Below are 15,067 nucleotides of genomic sequence, written 5' to 3' on the forward strand. Positions count from 1 at the left end.
ATAAATCTACTGGAAGTATACAGTTTGTGTACGAAAGGTGTTTTTTATGATTACGGAAACCTGAAATTGTCCGACTATCTGTAAATGCTATGAAATTGTATTGTAGATCCGATTGCGCCCGGTGCTGATGACTACCGGGGCAATAGTGGTTGGTTTAGCCCTGATAGGGTTCGCCAGCGGCGTAGACGCCGAAAGCCGTTTTGGCCAGGGCTGGTGGTTGCCTCCGGAATGCTGACAGGCAATCTGTTTACGATGTTTGTTCTGCCCACCGTTTGTGTCTGGCTGGCGCGATTGCGACAGCATGTCAGAGCGAAGTTCTCTTTCATCAGCTCAACGTAGCGCATACCTCGTCATTTGCTATTGTCGTGGTCTACTTTTTCGCCCTAAAATCTGCTCGCCATGTTGCTTTATTCATCAAACATCAAAATCAGTCAACGTAAATATCAATAATAGCCATATCACGGAGGGTGATCTTTATTCCTGAGAGAGGAGGGGTATTATTTTCTGCGTTCTACATTAACGGGTTAACGCGCAGATGTAGAGGTTATTTATATAATTATTGGAGCAACAACAATGAATAAATTCTCCCTTGCTACAGCAGGTATTATCGTGGCAGCGCTGGTAACCAGTGTTAGCGTGAATGCGGCAACAGATACTACTAAAACAAACGTTACGCCTAAAGGTATGAGCTGCCAGGAGTTTGTTGACCTCAATCCGCAGACTATGGCGCCAGTCGCTTTCTGGGTGCTGAATGAAGATGAAGATTTTAAAGGCGGGGACTACGTTGATTTCCAGGAAACTGAGACGACAGCAGTGCCGCTAGCCGTTGAGCTTTGTAAGAAAAACCCGCAGAGTGAATTAAGCAAAATAAAAGACGAAATCAAGAAAGAACTCTCAAAATAAGAGTAAACTGATATCAAAACCCGGCCTGTGTGTCGGGTTTTACTATTTGTGACACCGTCACAAATAACATCTTCCATTTCTTCTACCAATCACGTGGTATTGCACTATTTTCATTAGAGCCCTTTCACTATATGGAGACCTAATGAAAATTTTACCGCTGGCACTCTTTATCATTCCTTTTCTGGCCGGATGTGGCGCCAATAATACGCCGCCGCAAACGCCTATTCCCGGGGAAAAAACATCTGCCAAATTACGTACCCTGGAAACAGGCGCGGCGGCTATTCAATCCAGACCACCTGTCGATGCCATCAGTACCTACCTTGACGGGTTCCATTTTTATAGCGGTGATAAAAACGGACAGATGGAAGCGCACCATTACGTTACCGTCCTGAACGAAGATGTCATGCAGGCGGTGATTTACGACGGCAATACGAAAAACGCGCGCCTGATGGGGGTGGAGTACATTATCAGCGAACGTTTATTTAAAACGCTTCCTCCCGAGGAGAAAAAACTGTGGCACAGCCACCAGTACGAGGTGAAATCCGGTAGCCTGGTGGCGCCTGGCTTACCGCAGGTCGCTGATAAGGCGTTGATGAGTAAGATTGTTAATACCTATGGCAAGACCTGGCACACCTGGCATACCGACCGGGATAAAACCCTGCCAATGGGTATCCCTGCGCTGATGATGGGCTTTACTGGCGACGGGCAGCTTGACCCCGCGCTGCTGGCCGATCGGGATCGCCGTCTGGGAATTGATACCCAGGCCATTAAACGCGAGCGGCAGGATCTGCCTGAACATCCCGTTATCAAGGGGGCTAACGCCTGGGAGCAGGGGGAGGTTATCCAGCTACAGCGTGCTCAGGGCTCTGGCGAACACGGGCGAGGCGATACCGCGCACTTCGGTACATCTGAGCAATCCCGACAATAATTCCACGGTTTTACACGCAGATACGAAAAAGAACGCCTGTTAAGTGACAGTGTCACGTAAAGATTAGCCCCATAGTCTATGCTTGTTCTTCGGATGCTGTAGAGGTTATGGGTTAAACGGAGCGATAAATGAGTTCAAAAATTTTTTGCAAAAGCTGGGGGGCTGAATATATCGCCGCTGATGTTGTCCGCTTTCGTCTTTGGGCCACCGGTCAGCAAAAGGTTATGCTCAGGCTTGCGGGTAAAGACCAGGAAATGCAGGCGAGCGGTGACGGCTGGTTTACGCTGGACGTCTCCGGGGTGACGCCAGGTACGGAGTATAATTTTGTACTCAGCGATGGCATGGTGGTCCCCGATCCGGCTTCCCGCGCCCAAAAAACTGACGTCAACGGTCCGTCATATGTGGTTGATCCAGGCAGCTACGCGTGGCGCAACACCGGGTGGAAAGGTAGCCGTTGGGAGCAGGCCGTGGTGTACGAGATGCATACAGGCACGTTCACTCCGGAAGGCACCTTCCGCGCCGCAATAGCGAAGCTGCCTTATCTCGCTGAACTCGGCGTTACCGTTATTGAAGTGATGCCCGTTGCGCAATTTGGCGGCGAACGCGGCTGGGGCTATGACGGCGTACTGCTTTACGCGCCGCATTCAGCCTATGGGACGCCGGATGATTTCAAAGCGTTTATTGACGCCGCGCATGGGTATGGTCTTTCCGTCGTCCTGGATATTGTGCTGAACCATTTCGGCCCGGAGGGAAATTATTTACCGCTATTGGCGCCGGCGTTTTTCCACAAAGAGCGCATGACACCGTGGGGAAATGGTATCGCCTATGATGTCGACGCCGTGCGGCGCTATATCATCGAGGCGCCGTTATACTGGCTGACAGAATACCATCTCGACGGCTTACGCTTTGACGCTATCGATCAGATTGAGGACAGTAGCGCCAGGCATGTGCTGGTTGAAATCGCACAACGTATTCGGGAAGACATTACCGACAGACCCATTCATCTGACCACCGAAGATAGCCGCAATATTATTTCTCTGCATCCCCGAGATCAGGATGGCAATGCGCCGCTGTTTACCGCCGAATGGAATGACGATTTTCATAATGCCGTCCACGTTTTTGCGACCGGAGAGACCCAGGCCTACTACAACGATTTTGCTGATGCCCCGGAAAAACACCTCGCAAGAGCGCTGGCCGAAGGATTCGCTTATCAGGGAGAAATTTCACCACAAACCGGCGAACCTCGCGGCGTAAAAAGTACCGGACAACCCCCGGTCGCTTTTGTGGATTTTATTCAGAATCACGATCAGGTCGGTAACCGCGCCCAGGGCGACAGACTGATAACCCTGGCGGGTGCTGAACGAACAAAAGTATTGCTCGCCACGTTGCTGCTTTCACCGCATATTCCGCTGCTTTTTATGGGCGAAGAGTATGGCGAAAGCCGTCCTTTTCTTTTTTTTACCGATTTCCATGGGGATTTAGCCCGCGCCGTTCGTGAAGGTCGCGCAAAAGAGTTTGCCGATCATGCAGGGGAAAATGTTCCGGACCCGAATGCGCCAGAGACCTTTCAACGCTCAAAACTTAACTGGAAGCAACAACACAGTGAAGAGGGTAAAGCGTGGCTGGCGTTTACCCGCGAACTACTGCTTTTGCGCCAGAAGCATATCGTACCGCTGTTGTCTGCTGCCCGTGAGAGCTCAGGAACGGTATTGCAAACCGCGCCCGGGTTTATTGCCGTTAGCTGGCGTTTTCCGGGAGGAACACTGTCACTGGCGCTGAATATTAGCGCCACGACGGTATTACTGCCCGATTTACCGGGTAAGACTCTCTTCGCCTGGCCGAATGAATCCACCGGGTCGCTTTCCCAACATTCTCTTATTGTCCGCTTAGCTCAGGGAGAGTCTGCATCATGATCCCAACTGCAACGTATCGTCTTCAGTTTCGTAATGGCATGACCTTCGATCGCGCTGCGGCGCTGGTGCCTTACCTTAAAAATCTGGGTATCAGCCATCTTTATGCCTCACCCATCTTTACCGCCACCAAAGCGTCAACGCATGGTTATGATGTCACCGATGCGAATGAGATTGAGCCTTCTATTGGCGGGCGAGAAGGATTTGAAAGACTGGTGGCCGAACTTAAAGCGCAAGGGCTGGGATTGATCATCGATATTGTGCCTAATCACATGGCCAGCTCGCTGGAAAACGCCTGGTGGCGCGACGTGCTTGAATATGGCAAGGAGAGCCGTTACGCGCGCCATTTCGATATTGACTGGTCGCGCCGACTGACGCTGCCTTTTTTAGGCGACACGTTTGACGCCGTGCTGGAAAACGGAGAAATTGCGATCAAGCCCGATCCCGCTACGGGTAAACCCACGTTCGCCTATTATGATAACTATTATCCGCTTGCGCCGGCGACGTGGCAGGGGCGCGAGGCTGAAATACTGGCGCTTACCGATAAAGCCGCCATTGCTGATTTGCATGAGCGCCAGCCGTGGAAATTAATGTCCTGGCGCGATGCTGCTCGCTCGCTCTCATATCGGCGTTTCTTTGAGGTCACAGGGCTGGTAGGAATGCGGGTGGAAGATAAAACCGTCTTCGACGATACACATCGGCTGATTCTGGAGCTGGTCAGAACGGGGGCAGTTGACGGTTTACGTATCGATCATATCGACGGCCTTGCCGATCCGAAAGCCTATCTTGCGCGTTTACGTCAGGAAGTGGGGCCGGCGTGCTATATCACCGTGGAAAAAATTCTCGCTAAAGGCGAGCAACTTCCTGATGACTGGCCGGTTTCCGGCACCACAGGCTATGAATTCATCGCCTCGCTGGCGGAGGTGCTGGTTGACGATGAGCAGATAGACAATCTGCGCCAGGCTTACGAGACCGTTAAAGGCGCGCCAGTGGATATGCGGGCGGAATTACGGGCAGCTAAATTGCTGATGGTCGATCGCAATTTCGAGGGGGAATTTACCCGGCTGCTCGCGCTTGCGCTATCGATTGCCAGCGAGCTACAGATCGCACAGGAAGAGAGCATCGTTCGGCAGGCGTTACGCGAGTTATTAATTGCCTTTCCCGTATATCGCACTTACGGCACGGCAGAAGGGCTACCGCCGACCGATATTTGCCTGTTACATCGTATTGTGGAACGGGTAAAGACGCTTGAAAACCCTCCGCAGCCAGAAGCGCTTACATTTCTGAGCCGCCTTCTTACCGGCGATGTTCCCACCTCCAGCCAGGAGGAGGCGACACAGTTTCGCGTTCGGTTCCAGCAACTCACCGGTCCGCTGATGGCGAAATCGGTAGAGGATACGCTTTTCTTTCGTCAAAACATGGGACTGGCGTTAAATGAAGTCGGCGCCGAGCCCGTCACGCATCACTTCTCCATTGAACGCTTTCACCATGAGATGAAAACCCGACAGGCGCGACAGCCTGACGCGTTATCCGGTACGTCGACCCACGATACCAAGCGAGGCGAGGATGCGCGAGCACGGCTGTATACGCTTACCGAAGCGCCGGAACAGTGGAGCGAATGCCTTGCCCGCTGGCGGCAGATGAACCAGACCCATGTCAAATTTTTGAATGATGGCACTGCGCCAAAATCGGCGGATACGTGGATGTTATATCAGGCGCTGACCGGCGTCTGGCCCCCGATGCTACAACCACAGGACGAAAAAGGTTTAAACGCGCTGAAAATACGCTTTGAAGCCTTTGTGGAGAAAGCGCTACGCGAAGCGAAGCTACGTACCGATTGGGTGGACAGTAATGAGGCTTACGAAACGGCAATGCTTGATTACGCCCGTTATTTACTGGCGCCGGATAATCAGACATTTTTGCAGGATTTTTATCGTTCCTTGCAATCCTTCATCCGCGCAGGGCTGGTTAACAGCCTGACGCAGACCGTTATCAAATTAACCGCGCCGGGAGTACCTGATATCTATCAGGGAAGCGAGGCGTTGAATTTTAGCCTTGTCGATCCCGACAACCGCCGCGAACCGGATTTCGCCACGCTGGCGCAGCAGTTAGACCAGCTAACGCCGGGAGTTTTCTCGAGCGAAGAGAGTTGGCTGAACGGGCAGGTGAATCAGTATGCCACCGCCGCCTTACTGCGTTTGCGTCAGCAGAATCATGATCTCTTCCGTTTTGGCGACTATATACCGCTGCGGGCTGTTGGTCAGCGTGCCGACAAAGTCATCGCTTACGCCAGAGCCAATCATGATGATGCGCTGATTGTTGTTGCGCCCCGACTGGTGTTCGCCGAATGTGACGGCTTATTGTCACAATCGCATAGCGGTTTCTGGGCAGGAACCGACATTATTATACCCGGACAGCTTAATCAGCATCGTTATTGCAATGTGCTTACCCGGGAGAGGTTAATGCCTGGTGAACGCCTGTCGTTGGCCTCACATCAGGGCGGCGTACTGGTTTTAATGAGCGACTGAGTTTATGTGTTGATGTGCCGTGACAGGACAACGTTTACCGTGGGTGGAGAAAGAGAATGACAACAAACAGGGCTTTTGAAATCAGATCAGGATACAACCATACGCTTGGCGCGAATTATGACGGCGAAGGCGTGAATTTCGCTATTTTTTCCGCCCATGCGGAACGCGTCGAGCTTTGTCTTTACGATCCGAGCGGGGAGCATGAAATCGCTCGTCTGGAGTTACCGGAATATACCGACGAAATATGGCACGGCTATGTCCCGAAGTTGCAGCCCGGCGCGCTGTATGGGTACCGCGTTTACGGTCCTTATGACCCGGAAAATGGTCATCGTTTTAACCCCAATAAGCTGCTTATTGACCCTTATGCCCGTGAGCTGGTGGGCGATATTCAGTGGAACGATGCGCATTTCGCGTATCAATTACTTCATGACGATAAAGATTTGACCTTTGATGACCAAGATAGCGCGCCATTTACGCCTAAATGCCGGGTGATTGATCCGGCTGAGGCTAACTGGGAGGATAGACAACGGCCTTCCATACCGTGGTCGAACGCCATTATTTATGAAACGCATGTAAAAGGCTTTACCCAGCTTAATTCCGCGATCCCTGAGCCTCTACGCGGTACGTTTGAGGGCATGGGGCATAAAGCCAGCGTGGATTACATTAAAAGTCTGGGGATTACCTCCGTCGAGCTTTTACCCGTTCACTGGTTCCCGGACGATCAGCATCTGCTCGATAAAGGACTGAAAAATTTCTGGGGATACAACTCGCTGGGCTTTTTTGCACCGGCGACGCGCTACTATGGTCCAAAAGGTATTCAGGGATTCCGCGATATGGTGCGCGCTTTCCATGATGCCGGCATCGAAGTGATACTGGATGTGGTCTATAACCATACGGCAGAAGGGAATGAGCTTGGCCCCACGCTATCATTTAAAGGTATCGATAACTTCTCTTACTATCGCACCATGCCCGATCAGCATCGCTATTACATTAACGATACAGGGACAGGTAATACCGTCAATACCTCTCATCCACGGGTACTGCAAATGGTGATGGATTCGCTTCGCTATTGGGCGGAGTCAATGCATGTCGACGGCTTTCGTTTTGATTTGGGCACCATTCTTGGTCGTGAGCCGGAAGGCTTTGATCAGAGAGGCGGCTTTTTTGATGCGGTAACGCAAGATCCGGTGCTGGCAAAACTGAAACTGATTGGCGAACCCTGGGATATCGGACCGGGCGGCTATCAGGTTGGCGGCTTTCCACCAGGGTGGGGCGAATGGAATGATAAATACCGCGATACGGTACGCGAATACTGGAAAGGTGACAACGTCACAAATGATTTCGCCGCACGCCTGCTGGGTTCCGGCGATCTCTATGATTTGCGCGGCCGTCGCCCCTGGTCAAGCGTTAACTTTATTACTGCCCATGACGGCTTCACGCTGAACGATCTGGTATCTTATAACGACAAACATAATGAAGCCAATGGCGAAGATAATAATGACGGGCATAATGATAACCGCTCCTGTAACTATGGCGCAGAAGGGCCAACCGACGACGAAGGCATCAATGCGATACGCGAGCAACAGAAACGTAATTTCCTGACCACCTTGCTTTTCTCGCACGGCACGCCGATGTTATTAGCGGGCGATGAGTTTGGCCGCAGTCAGATGGGCAATAACAATGGCTACTGTCAGGACAGTGAAATATCGTGGGTCCACTGGGATAATTTGCCGGAAACCGCCAATGCGCTACGGGAGTTTACCCGCCATCTGATTCAACTGCGCGCCACGCAACCGTTGCTGCGCCGGGAGAGCTGGCGTGACGGTCTGGAGATCCGCTGGTTTAACGCCGGCGGAGGGGCGCAGCAATCCGAACAATGGGATGAGGGATCGACGATAGGCGTATGCATTAGTCGACCCGATCTACAGCCGGAAGCGGGGATCTGGCATGACGCCTTACTGCTTTTCAATCCGTTTGAAGGCAGCGTACCGTTCCGTATTCCGATGTGGGGAGAAGGCGGCTGGGTACTTGAACTGACGACTGCCGATAACGCGCAGCAGGGAATGCGGATTACCGAAGAAATGGATTTCGATCTGGCCGGGCGCAGTATCGTGTTATTCAGACGCCCCTGATAGTAAAACCGCGCTCCGGACCCAACCGGCCTTGATGGCCGGTTTTTTACTGGCGCTCAGGCGATATCATGCTGCAGAAATAACACCGGTGTCAGTTTACCGCCCGAAAAATTCATCCGCCTGTTGGTATTCCTTTGATTGTCTTCACCGATATTCGCTTCAGGCCGTCTATTGCCATTTCAAGGTAGGTACGTGGACATCCCAGATTTAAACGGATAAATCCGCTGCCCGCCGGGCCAAAGCCGCTGCCCATTGAAGGAGCAATACCCGCGACATCCGCCATTACCCATTTTAGCTGTTCGTCATCCAGTCCCAGTTTTTTACAATCCATCCATAATAAATAGGTTCCCTGCGCCGGGACAATTCTTGCCCAGGGAAGGTGCTCTGTCGCCTGTTCAACAAACCAGCGGCGGTTTTCCGCCAGGTAATCCAGTAGCGAATCCAGCCACTGTCTGCTTTCATTCCATGCGGTAGTCGCCGCCTGAACGGAGAGGGCGTTAAAGACGTCCAGCCCATGAGCGTCCAGACGAGACAGAAAACGCTGGCGAAGCGTAGGATCGGGAATGAGAAAATTAGAAATTCGCAACGACGATAAGCCAAATGTTTTGCTGGCCGCAGTGGCGGAGATGACCCGTTTATGCCAGCGCTCCCCTAAATGCAGTACCGAGGTAAAGGTTTCGCCGGGCAGCAATAGATCGGCCCATATTTCATCCGAGATGAGAGTGACATCATAAGCTTCACATAATAAAAGCAGTTGCTCCAGCTCGTTGGCCGACCAGCAACGCCCGGTTGGATTATGTGGATTACACAAAATCATCAGCGGAGGGCGCTCATGGCGAAACAGCCTTTCCAGTTGGCAAAAATCCATCTGGTAGCCATCGTCCGGCGACTCGCTAAGGGGATTCTCCAGCAGTTTTCTACCATTAAGCGTGATTATTTTGGCGAAGGAGCCATAGTATGGTCCCTGTACCACTACGCCGTCGCCTGGATGCGTCAACATTTGCACTAAGAGCGCCAACCCTGGTACGACGCCTTCCACGCTGCATACCCATTCCTGTTTTAACGTGAGCTGGTGGCGTGACGAAAACCAGTGAAGCAGGGCGTTAAAATAGGCCTCATCACGTTCACTATAGCCAAATACGCCGTGCTCGATTCGCTGATGCAATGCCGCCTGAACCTCAGGCGGGCAGGCAAAATCGAAATCAGAAACCCACATCGGCAGCAGTTTCCCTGCGCCATCGCCAAAGTGACGCTCAATAAAATCCCACTTTACCGAACCAGTATTGTTGCGATTGATAATCTGGTTAAAATCCATCTTGTTTCCTTATTATTTCGTCACTGACGTTTGCGGCGACTTTTCTGAAGCGGAGGCAGTTCTGGCAATACCAATTCCGCTAAAACCATAAATTAATGCGAAGAAGATCGCCGCATAGCACTGGATAGCCCAGGGCAGAAGATCAAGCGTGCTAACGCCCAGCGTGGTTGCCATGTAGACGCCAGCCGAGGTCCACGGCAGGAGAGGTTCGATAACGGTACCGGCATCTTCTATCGTCCGTGAAAGGTTTTTAGTATCCAGCCCCATACGACGATAGGCATCTTTAAACAGTTCGGCGGGAACTAACAATGCCAGTTTACCGTCGCTGGTCGCTCCTGTGACCAAAATTGTGGTGCCGATAGTGGCGGCAATGAGTTGACCAACGCTATGAATAATGGTCAGCAGTCGGTTAATGATGATCGTTAACGCGCCGGTTAACGTTAGCGCTCCGGCAAATGAAAAAGCGCAGAAAACTAACAGTATTGTTCCCATCATCGAGAACATTCCGCCCCGGTTTAGCAGGCGCGGAACATCGGCCACGACACCTTCTGCGCCTTGTGGGAACATGGCGATATCAAATCCATCAATGAAAGCGTCCAGTCCCTGTTTGATGCTCAGTCCCTGCATGATGACGCCGAGGAACAAGGCAAGTACGCAGGCGCTTAACATTAATGGGATGACAGGCTTCTTGCGAATTGCGCCCCACAGTACGATCACCGGCGGCAAAATAAGAACAATATTAAAATGGTATAGCGACTCCAGCGAGTGGATGATGTCCGTAACGCGCTGCGGCGTGGCCACCTCGCCCAGCATATTACTGTGTCCGGCGATAAGATAAACCACGGCGGCAAGCAGGAAACTTGGCAGGGTCGTCCAAAGTAAATGCTGAATATGCTCAAACAGAGTAGTGTCTGCGACAATCGCGGCAAAGTTAGTCGAGTCGGACAACGGTGAGATTTTGTCGCCGAAATAAGCGCCAGAAACGACGGCGCCAGCTGCTGCTGCAAGAGACACGTCCAGCCCGGCGGCAACCCCCATTAACGCAACGCCAACCGTCCCGGCGGACCCCCACGATGTACCGGTACAGACGGAGACCACGCTGGTTAAAAAGAAGGCTGCAATCAAAATATATTCCGGGCTTATGAGTTTTAGCCCCCAGTACACCATGTAGGGAATGGTGCCACTAAACATCCAGGTGCCAATCAAACCGCCCACGCAGATCAGGATCATGATAACCGGCATTGCTTTAGCCAGCTTATCCACCACTGAGTTGATGATGTCTTCCCAACAGTATCCTTGCCACCATGCAATGCCTGCCGCTACCGCCGCAGAGCACAGAAGGAGCGGTTCGATACGTAGCCCCATGATGCCGTAACCGATAATCAACAATAACAACATGGAGATGACTGGGATTAGCGCTAAACCCAATGACAGCGTTTTCTTCTTGTTTTGTGATGCACTCATAATGGAGCTCCGGTCAGTAAGGTAGCTCAAGGGTAGGGGGATACGCTTCTCACTACTGTGATCCATTACTTTCGTCCATGTAACCGATTACATGAGAAGGGTAAATTTGATAGTCATCACAGTTTTTACTGTTGACGACGCATTCATCGTGAAAAATAGGGCGCGACAGAATCGCGGATCACCAGTTCGGCATTGAAATGATTGCTGCTGGGCGGCGGCGTAATGCCCTGGTATAACTGTATCGCCAGTTGCGCGGCACAACGCGCCATTTGTTCGACCGGATAATGCATTGTTGTTAACGCCGGATAAAGATACCGGGCCAGCACCACATCATCAAAGCCGACAATAGAGAGCTGTTGCGGAAGCTGAACGCCGCGTTGATGAAGAATACGCATAATGCCAGCGGCCATCACATCGTTAAACGTGACCGCAGCCGTAAGGGGAAGCCCGCTATTGATAAGTTGATGCGCGGCCCGCTCGCCGCCTTCTTCGTTAAACGGAACGCTAATCACCCAGCGAGGGTCTGGAGAAATACCATATTCTTCCAGCGCCTGACGGTAACCATCAAGGCGTTCCTGACGATCGATAATTGGCAAGTCAGATGTCACACAGGCAATGCGCCGATGCCCGTTCGCCAGGAGATATCGGGTCGCTTCCCTGGCGGCGCTGCGATTTTCCAGCCAGATACACCGGTTGGCCATACCGGCGATATAACGATTAACAACAACCAGCGCTGGAAAGTGGGCTGCGTAGCGCAGCAGCTCTTTATCCGGTAATCGGCTGGCGTGTACAACAATAGCCTCACAGCCTTGATTAACCAGAAAATCCAGTCCCGCTTTTTCCATTTCTTCGTCGTGGCCGCCGCTACATACCATCAAGCGATACTGCTGCTTACGAGAAACATCTTCTACGCCGCGAGCAAGGCGGGCAAAAAAAGGATCGGCCAGATTGCCGGTTAACAATCCGAGCATATCGCCGCTACGTTTCGCCAGCGCGATAGCGGCGGCATTCCGGCGATAATTGAGATCGCGCATGGCTTTCTCTACACGTTCGCGCGTGACGGGTTCAACCCACGCGGTCTGGTTAATGACGCGTGATACAGTCGCGGTTGATACACCGGCCATGGATGCAACATCCTTTATTGTCGCCATGTTAAGCTCGTATTTGTTCGTTTAAAGGGTATCAAAGCCATTGATTATCATGTTATGTGGAAATCAGTGCAATCGCTGCGGCGCAGCCTGAATTTATAAACATTTTTAAAATCATCCTAAATCCTGGTAACTGCAAATTTTAGTAGCTACCTCAATGAGTTATTGACCACTGAATTTTCTACGATAACATGACTAACAATATACACATGATAAGAACCACTACACTGGGAAATCGTTGCGTGGTGGTTCGGAGATAGATGATGAGTAGTATTACAAAAAGCATACAGAATGAATATGTTTTATTGATGGAAAACGCTTTTTCTGAAAAATATAAATATGCATTTAGAAATTTAGAACTGAAAGAATTACGTAGATTCATCCTGAAAGAGCTAATTAGCTCTCCCGAGTTAGATAATCAACTTACAAACCTAATGCTGTTGCTAAATAAATTTTGGGATACTCACGCTGCGGCGCTTATAACAGAAGTGCGGGCGTCTAAAAGTTATCGATTATTACTTCCGATTCAACGGTTTGGTTATAACATATCTAATCACCTTAGATCTCTGGGAATTTATTTTGATAGCATCATAATGGTTGATCCATTACATTTTCCTTCTCTTAGCTCTCTGCATTCATTTTTGTCATTGCCACCAGATAATAGTTATGTCCGCATGCGCAGGTTGGTATTACTTGAACATGTTTCCAATCTATTTCGCGCCATCCCATTTATGACTATTGATGATGATTATCCAATTTTTCTAATCGTTCCTGAATTACTAGATTTTGATAAAGAACGCAATCATGAACAATCTGCCGCTTTTCTAAGTCAGCTCTTTTTTAAAGATAGAAAAATGGATTACGCTACTTATTTAGCGTTTCTTGAGCACTTTGGGAGAAATGAAGAAACATTCCAGAAGATCCTAATAAATAAAGAATTATTAAAAACATTGCTTAATAATTTCAATAACATCGAAAAAGAAGTCTGGGTTTACGATACAGATTTAAAGAGTTTTACAACAAGAGAGGTAGATCTTCTGGATTACGATCTGCCGTCAGCTATAGGAACCTTACTGGGTAAGGTTGAAGGTGCAATTTATGCACAGCGATCAACTCAATTATCGGCAACACTATTAGGCATTGATCCAGTTATTTATAGTAACCATATGTTTTTACATGAATGGACTACGGAGCAGTTGGTCAAGGATTATGGTAAATTAAATCCTCTTTCTTCTGAAGAGCAAGCGATTACAATGGGCCTTTCAGCCGCGGAAGTAAAATTCCTTACTGCGCTTTCCGATCTGGAATTAAAAAAGATTAGAGAAAGAGGTCAACTGGAATCCTTAAGGCATGAACTAAGAATCTCGAGGCATGACTTGCAAGGAAAAACACCAGATCAAATGCAAGATGCGGCAAATAATTTTTCAAAACATTTAATCAATGTGGTCGAAGAGTATGGAAAGTCGCATGAATCAGCCATTAAGAATTCAAAGAAAAAAAAGATCTCATCTGGATTAATTTTTGCAGGAACAGCCACGTTAGGTATAGCTTCACTTGCCATGCCGCAATTGACATTACTTTCAGCAGCAGCAACGGGAATTGGCCTGGCCTTTGGAGGTAAAAGTCTGGCAGATATTTTTAGTGAACATAAAGCACATAAAAATGAAATCCAGATATTAGAAAAAACACCCGTATCGCTTTTGTATGGGGCATATAAAAAGAAATAGTCATACTGTGTATACCGTCTGGTAGCGGAAGTCTGGCATTTGATAGTTTTTGAAGCAATTATCGTAAAGTTACTCAAACAATCACATTGTTCAGGAAGGCCTGTGAGGAAATGGTTGAGAATAGGGGGTCTTCCGCTGATTCCCCGAACTATCCACCAGTTCACGCAAACGCTGTGCTAGCTGGTCTACTGTTTTTCCCCGGTAGCTGCTTCGACTGTCAGATTTTCCAGTGTATTGTCAGTATCATAATGGACGCCGTCGAATTATCTGAGTAGTAACATGATGAAAACAAGGAAGACAGTTTTTCCGGGGGAAATATATGACAACGTCTGACAATCAATTACCCTCTGCAAAGCGCGGGGAACTAGCCACAGCTATACAGCGCGGCACTGACGAGTTAAGAACTATTGGCCATGAGGTGACGGTAACGAAAGCATTCGGGAAAAGCCGGACTCAACGCAAAATTCGTGGAGAGTAATGACAAGCACTTCACAACAGACTGGGCACCGCTCTATCTTCAAACAGGCATAGAGGGAGAGGGTTATGACAGAAGGATCAAGCTATATCTTACGCGGGAAAGCCTCCCTCCCTGGAAGAGTAAGGCGGATAATTACCTGAGTTGCAGCTTTGAAACAAGGACCTATGTGCGGGATAAAAGCAGCAGTAAGAAAGAAGCAGATTATTTCAGAGAACAGATGGATCGGGTCGTTACCAGTATCCAGACGCAATTTAATAAAATTAAATCCTCATCCTGATCTGACATAGTACTGGACTGTACGTACGATAGAAGCCGCTCATGCGGCTTTTTTATTATCTATGGAAAACCCCCAGCCAGGCTGGGGTTCTGGAAAGCTTTCAGCCTTAAGCCAGTTATTAAAACCCCTTTTGATTTGTTAAAACATCTTGCGGTCTGGCAACTGCAAAAGTTCAACAAAAAATCAAAAGGGGGTCCCAATGGGGGACGAAAAGAGCTTAGCGCACACCCAATGGAACTGTAAATATCACATAGTTT

At 49.7% G+C, this 15,067-nt stretch carries 9 protein-coding genes and 1 pseudogene; 7 read left to right on the top strand and 3 right to left on the bottom strand.

The window, feature by feature from the left end; translation table 11 throughout:
• Positions 1-106: 106 nt before the first annotated feature.
• From ACLJRE_RS19090 to glgX, 6 genes and pseudogenes are all read left to right on the top strand, one after another.
• A pseudogene (locus ACLJRE_RS19090) lies at positions 107-339 on the top strand (efflux RND transporter permease subunit); the annotation flags it as partial.
• A gap of 234 nt (positions 340-573) precedes the next feature.
• A complete protein-coding gene (gene hdeB / locus ACLJRE_RS19095; RefSeq protein ID WP_001032161.1) occupies positions 574-903 on the top strand; it encodes an acid-activated periplasmic chaperone HdeB in 330 nt (109 codons plus the stop codon).
• A gap of 142 nt (positions 904-1,045) precedes the next feature.
• On the top strand, positions 1,046-1,831 hold the full coding sequence (locus ACLJRE_RS19100) for an OBAP family protein (protein WP_000698595.1): 786 nt from the start codon (positions 1,046-1,048) through the stop codon (positions 1,829-1,831).
• A gap of 128 nt (positions 1,832-1,959) precedes the next feature.
• Positions 1,960-3,744: a malto-oligosyltrehalose trehalohydrolase gene (treZ, locus tag ACLJRE_RS19105; protein WP_023244365.1), complete on the top strand. Its 1,785-nt coding sequence runs from the start codon at positions 1,960-1,962 to the stop codon at positions 3,742-3,744.
• Positions 3,741-6,269, top strand: a complete 2,529-nt coding sequence (gene treY, locus ACLJRE_RS19110) for a malto-oligosyltrehalose synthase (protein WP_023212396.1) — start codon at positions 3,741-3,743, stop codon at positions 6,267-6,269. The genes treZ and treY overlap by 4 nt, the downstream gene beginning before the upstream one ends.
• A 56-nt stretch (positions 6,270-6,325) precedes the next feature.
• Positions 6,326-8,401, top strand: a complete 2,076-nt coding sequence (gene glgX, locus ACLJRE_RS19115) for a glycogen debranching protein GlgX (protein WP_000210582.1) — start codon at positions 6,326-6,328, stop codon at positions 8,399-8,401.
• Between the two features lie 112 nt (positions 8,402-8,513).
• On the opposite strand, the gene ACLJRE_RS19120 is transcribed toward glgX, so the two are convergent.
• The 3 genes from ACLJRE_RS19120 to ACLJRE_RS19130 all read right to left on the bottom strand — a co-directional run bounded on the left by ACLJRE_RS19120 (position 8,514) and on the right by ACLJRE_RS19130 (position 12,331).
• Positions 8,514-9,716, bottom strand: a complete 1,203-nt coding sequence (locus tag ACLJRE_RS19120) for a MalY/PatB family protein (protein WP_000347156.1) — start codon at positions 9,714-9,716, stop codon at positions 8,514-8,516.
• Positions 9,717-9,728: 12 nt separating this feature from the next.
• Complete coding sequence (gene nhaC, locus ACLJRE_RS19125; protein WP_001276632.1) at positions 9,729-11,180, bottom strand: Na+/H+ antiporter NhaC; 1,452 nt, start codon at positions 11,178-11,180, stop codon at positions 9,729-9,731.
• Between the two features lie 143 nt (positions 11,181-11,323).
• Positions 11,324-12,331, bottom strand: coding sequence for a LacI family DNA-binding transcriptional regulator (locus tag ACLJRE_RS19130; RefSeq protein ID WP_000201082.1), 1,008 nt, complete (start codon positions 12,329-12,331; stop codon positions 11,324-11,326).
• Positions 12,332-12,588: 257 nt separating this feature from the next.
• On the opposite strand from ACLJRE_RS19130, the gene ACLJRE_RS19135 reads away from it, so the two are divergent.
• Positions 12,589-14,055 carry a hypothetical protein gene (locus tag ACLJRE_RS19135; protein ID WP_000987829.1) on the top strand — a complete coding sequence of 489 codons (1,467 nt, stop codon included), beginning with the start codon at positions 12,589-12,591 and terminating at the stop codon, positions 14,053-14,055.
• Positions 14,056-15,067 lie beyond the last annotated feature (1,012 nt).

Origin of the sequence: Salmonella sp. SAL04157 (assembly GCF_046551635.1) — a bacterium.
GTDB lineage: Bacteria > Pseudomonadota > Gammaproteobacteria > Enterobacterales > Enterobacteriaceae > Salmonella > Salmonella enterica.

What these genes read in the sequence shown, in the direction of transcription:
- ACLJRE_RS19120 (WP_000347156.1), bottom strand. Translation starts at nt 9,716, where the DNA reads ATGGATTTTAACCAGATTATCAATCGCAACAATACTGGTTCGGTAAAG.
- ACLJRE_RS19100 (WP_000698595.1), top strand. Translation starts at nt 1,046, where the DNA reads ATGAAAATTTTACCGCTGGCACTCTTTATCATTCCTTTTCTGGCCGGA.
- treY (WP_023212396.1), top strand. Translation starts at nt 3,741, where the DNA reads ATGATCCCAACTGCAACGTATCGTCTTCAGTTTCGTAATGGCATGACC.
- ACLJRE_RS19135 (WP_000987829.1), top strand. Translation starts at nt 12,589, where the DNA reads ATGATGAGTAGTATTACAAAAAGCATACAGAATGAATATGTTTTATTG.
- treZ (WP_023244365.1), top strand. Translation starts at nt 1,960, where the DNA reads ATGAGTTCAAAAATTTTTTGCAAAAGCTGGGGGGCTGAATATATCGCC.
- hdeB (WP_001032161.1), top strand. Translation starts at nt 574, where the DNA reads ATGAATAAATTCTCCCTTGCTACAGCAGGTATTATCGTGGCAGCGCTG.
- nhaC (WP_001276632.1), bottom strand. Translation starts at nt 11,180, where the DNA reads ATGAGTGCATCACAAAACAAGAAGAAAACGCTGTCATTGGGTTTAGCG.
- ACLJRE_RS19130 (WP_000201082.1), bottom strand. Translation starts at nt 12,331, where the DNA reads ATGGCGACAATAAAGGATGTTGCATCCATGGCCGGTGTATCAACCGCG.
- glgX (WP_000210582.1), top strand. Translation starts at nt 6,326, where the DNA reads ATGACAACAAACAGGGCTTTTGAAATCAGATCAGGATACAACCATACG.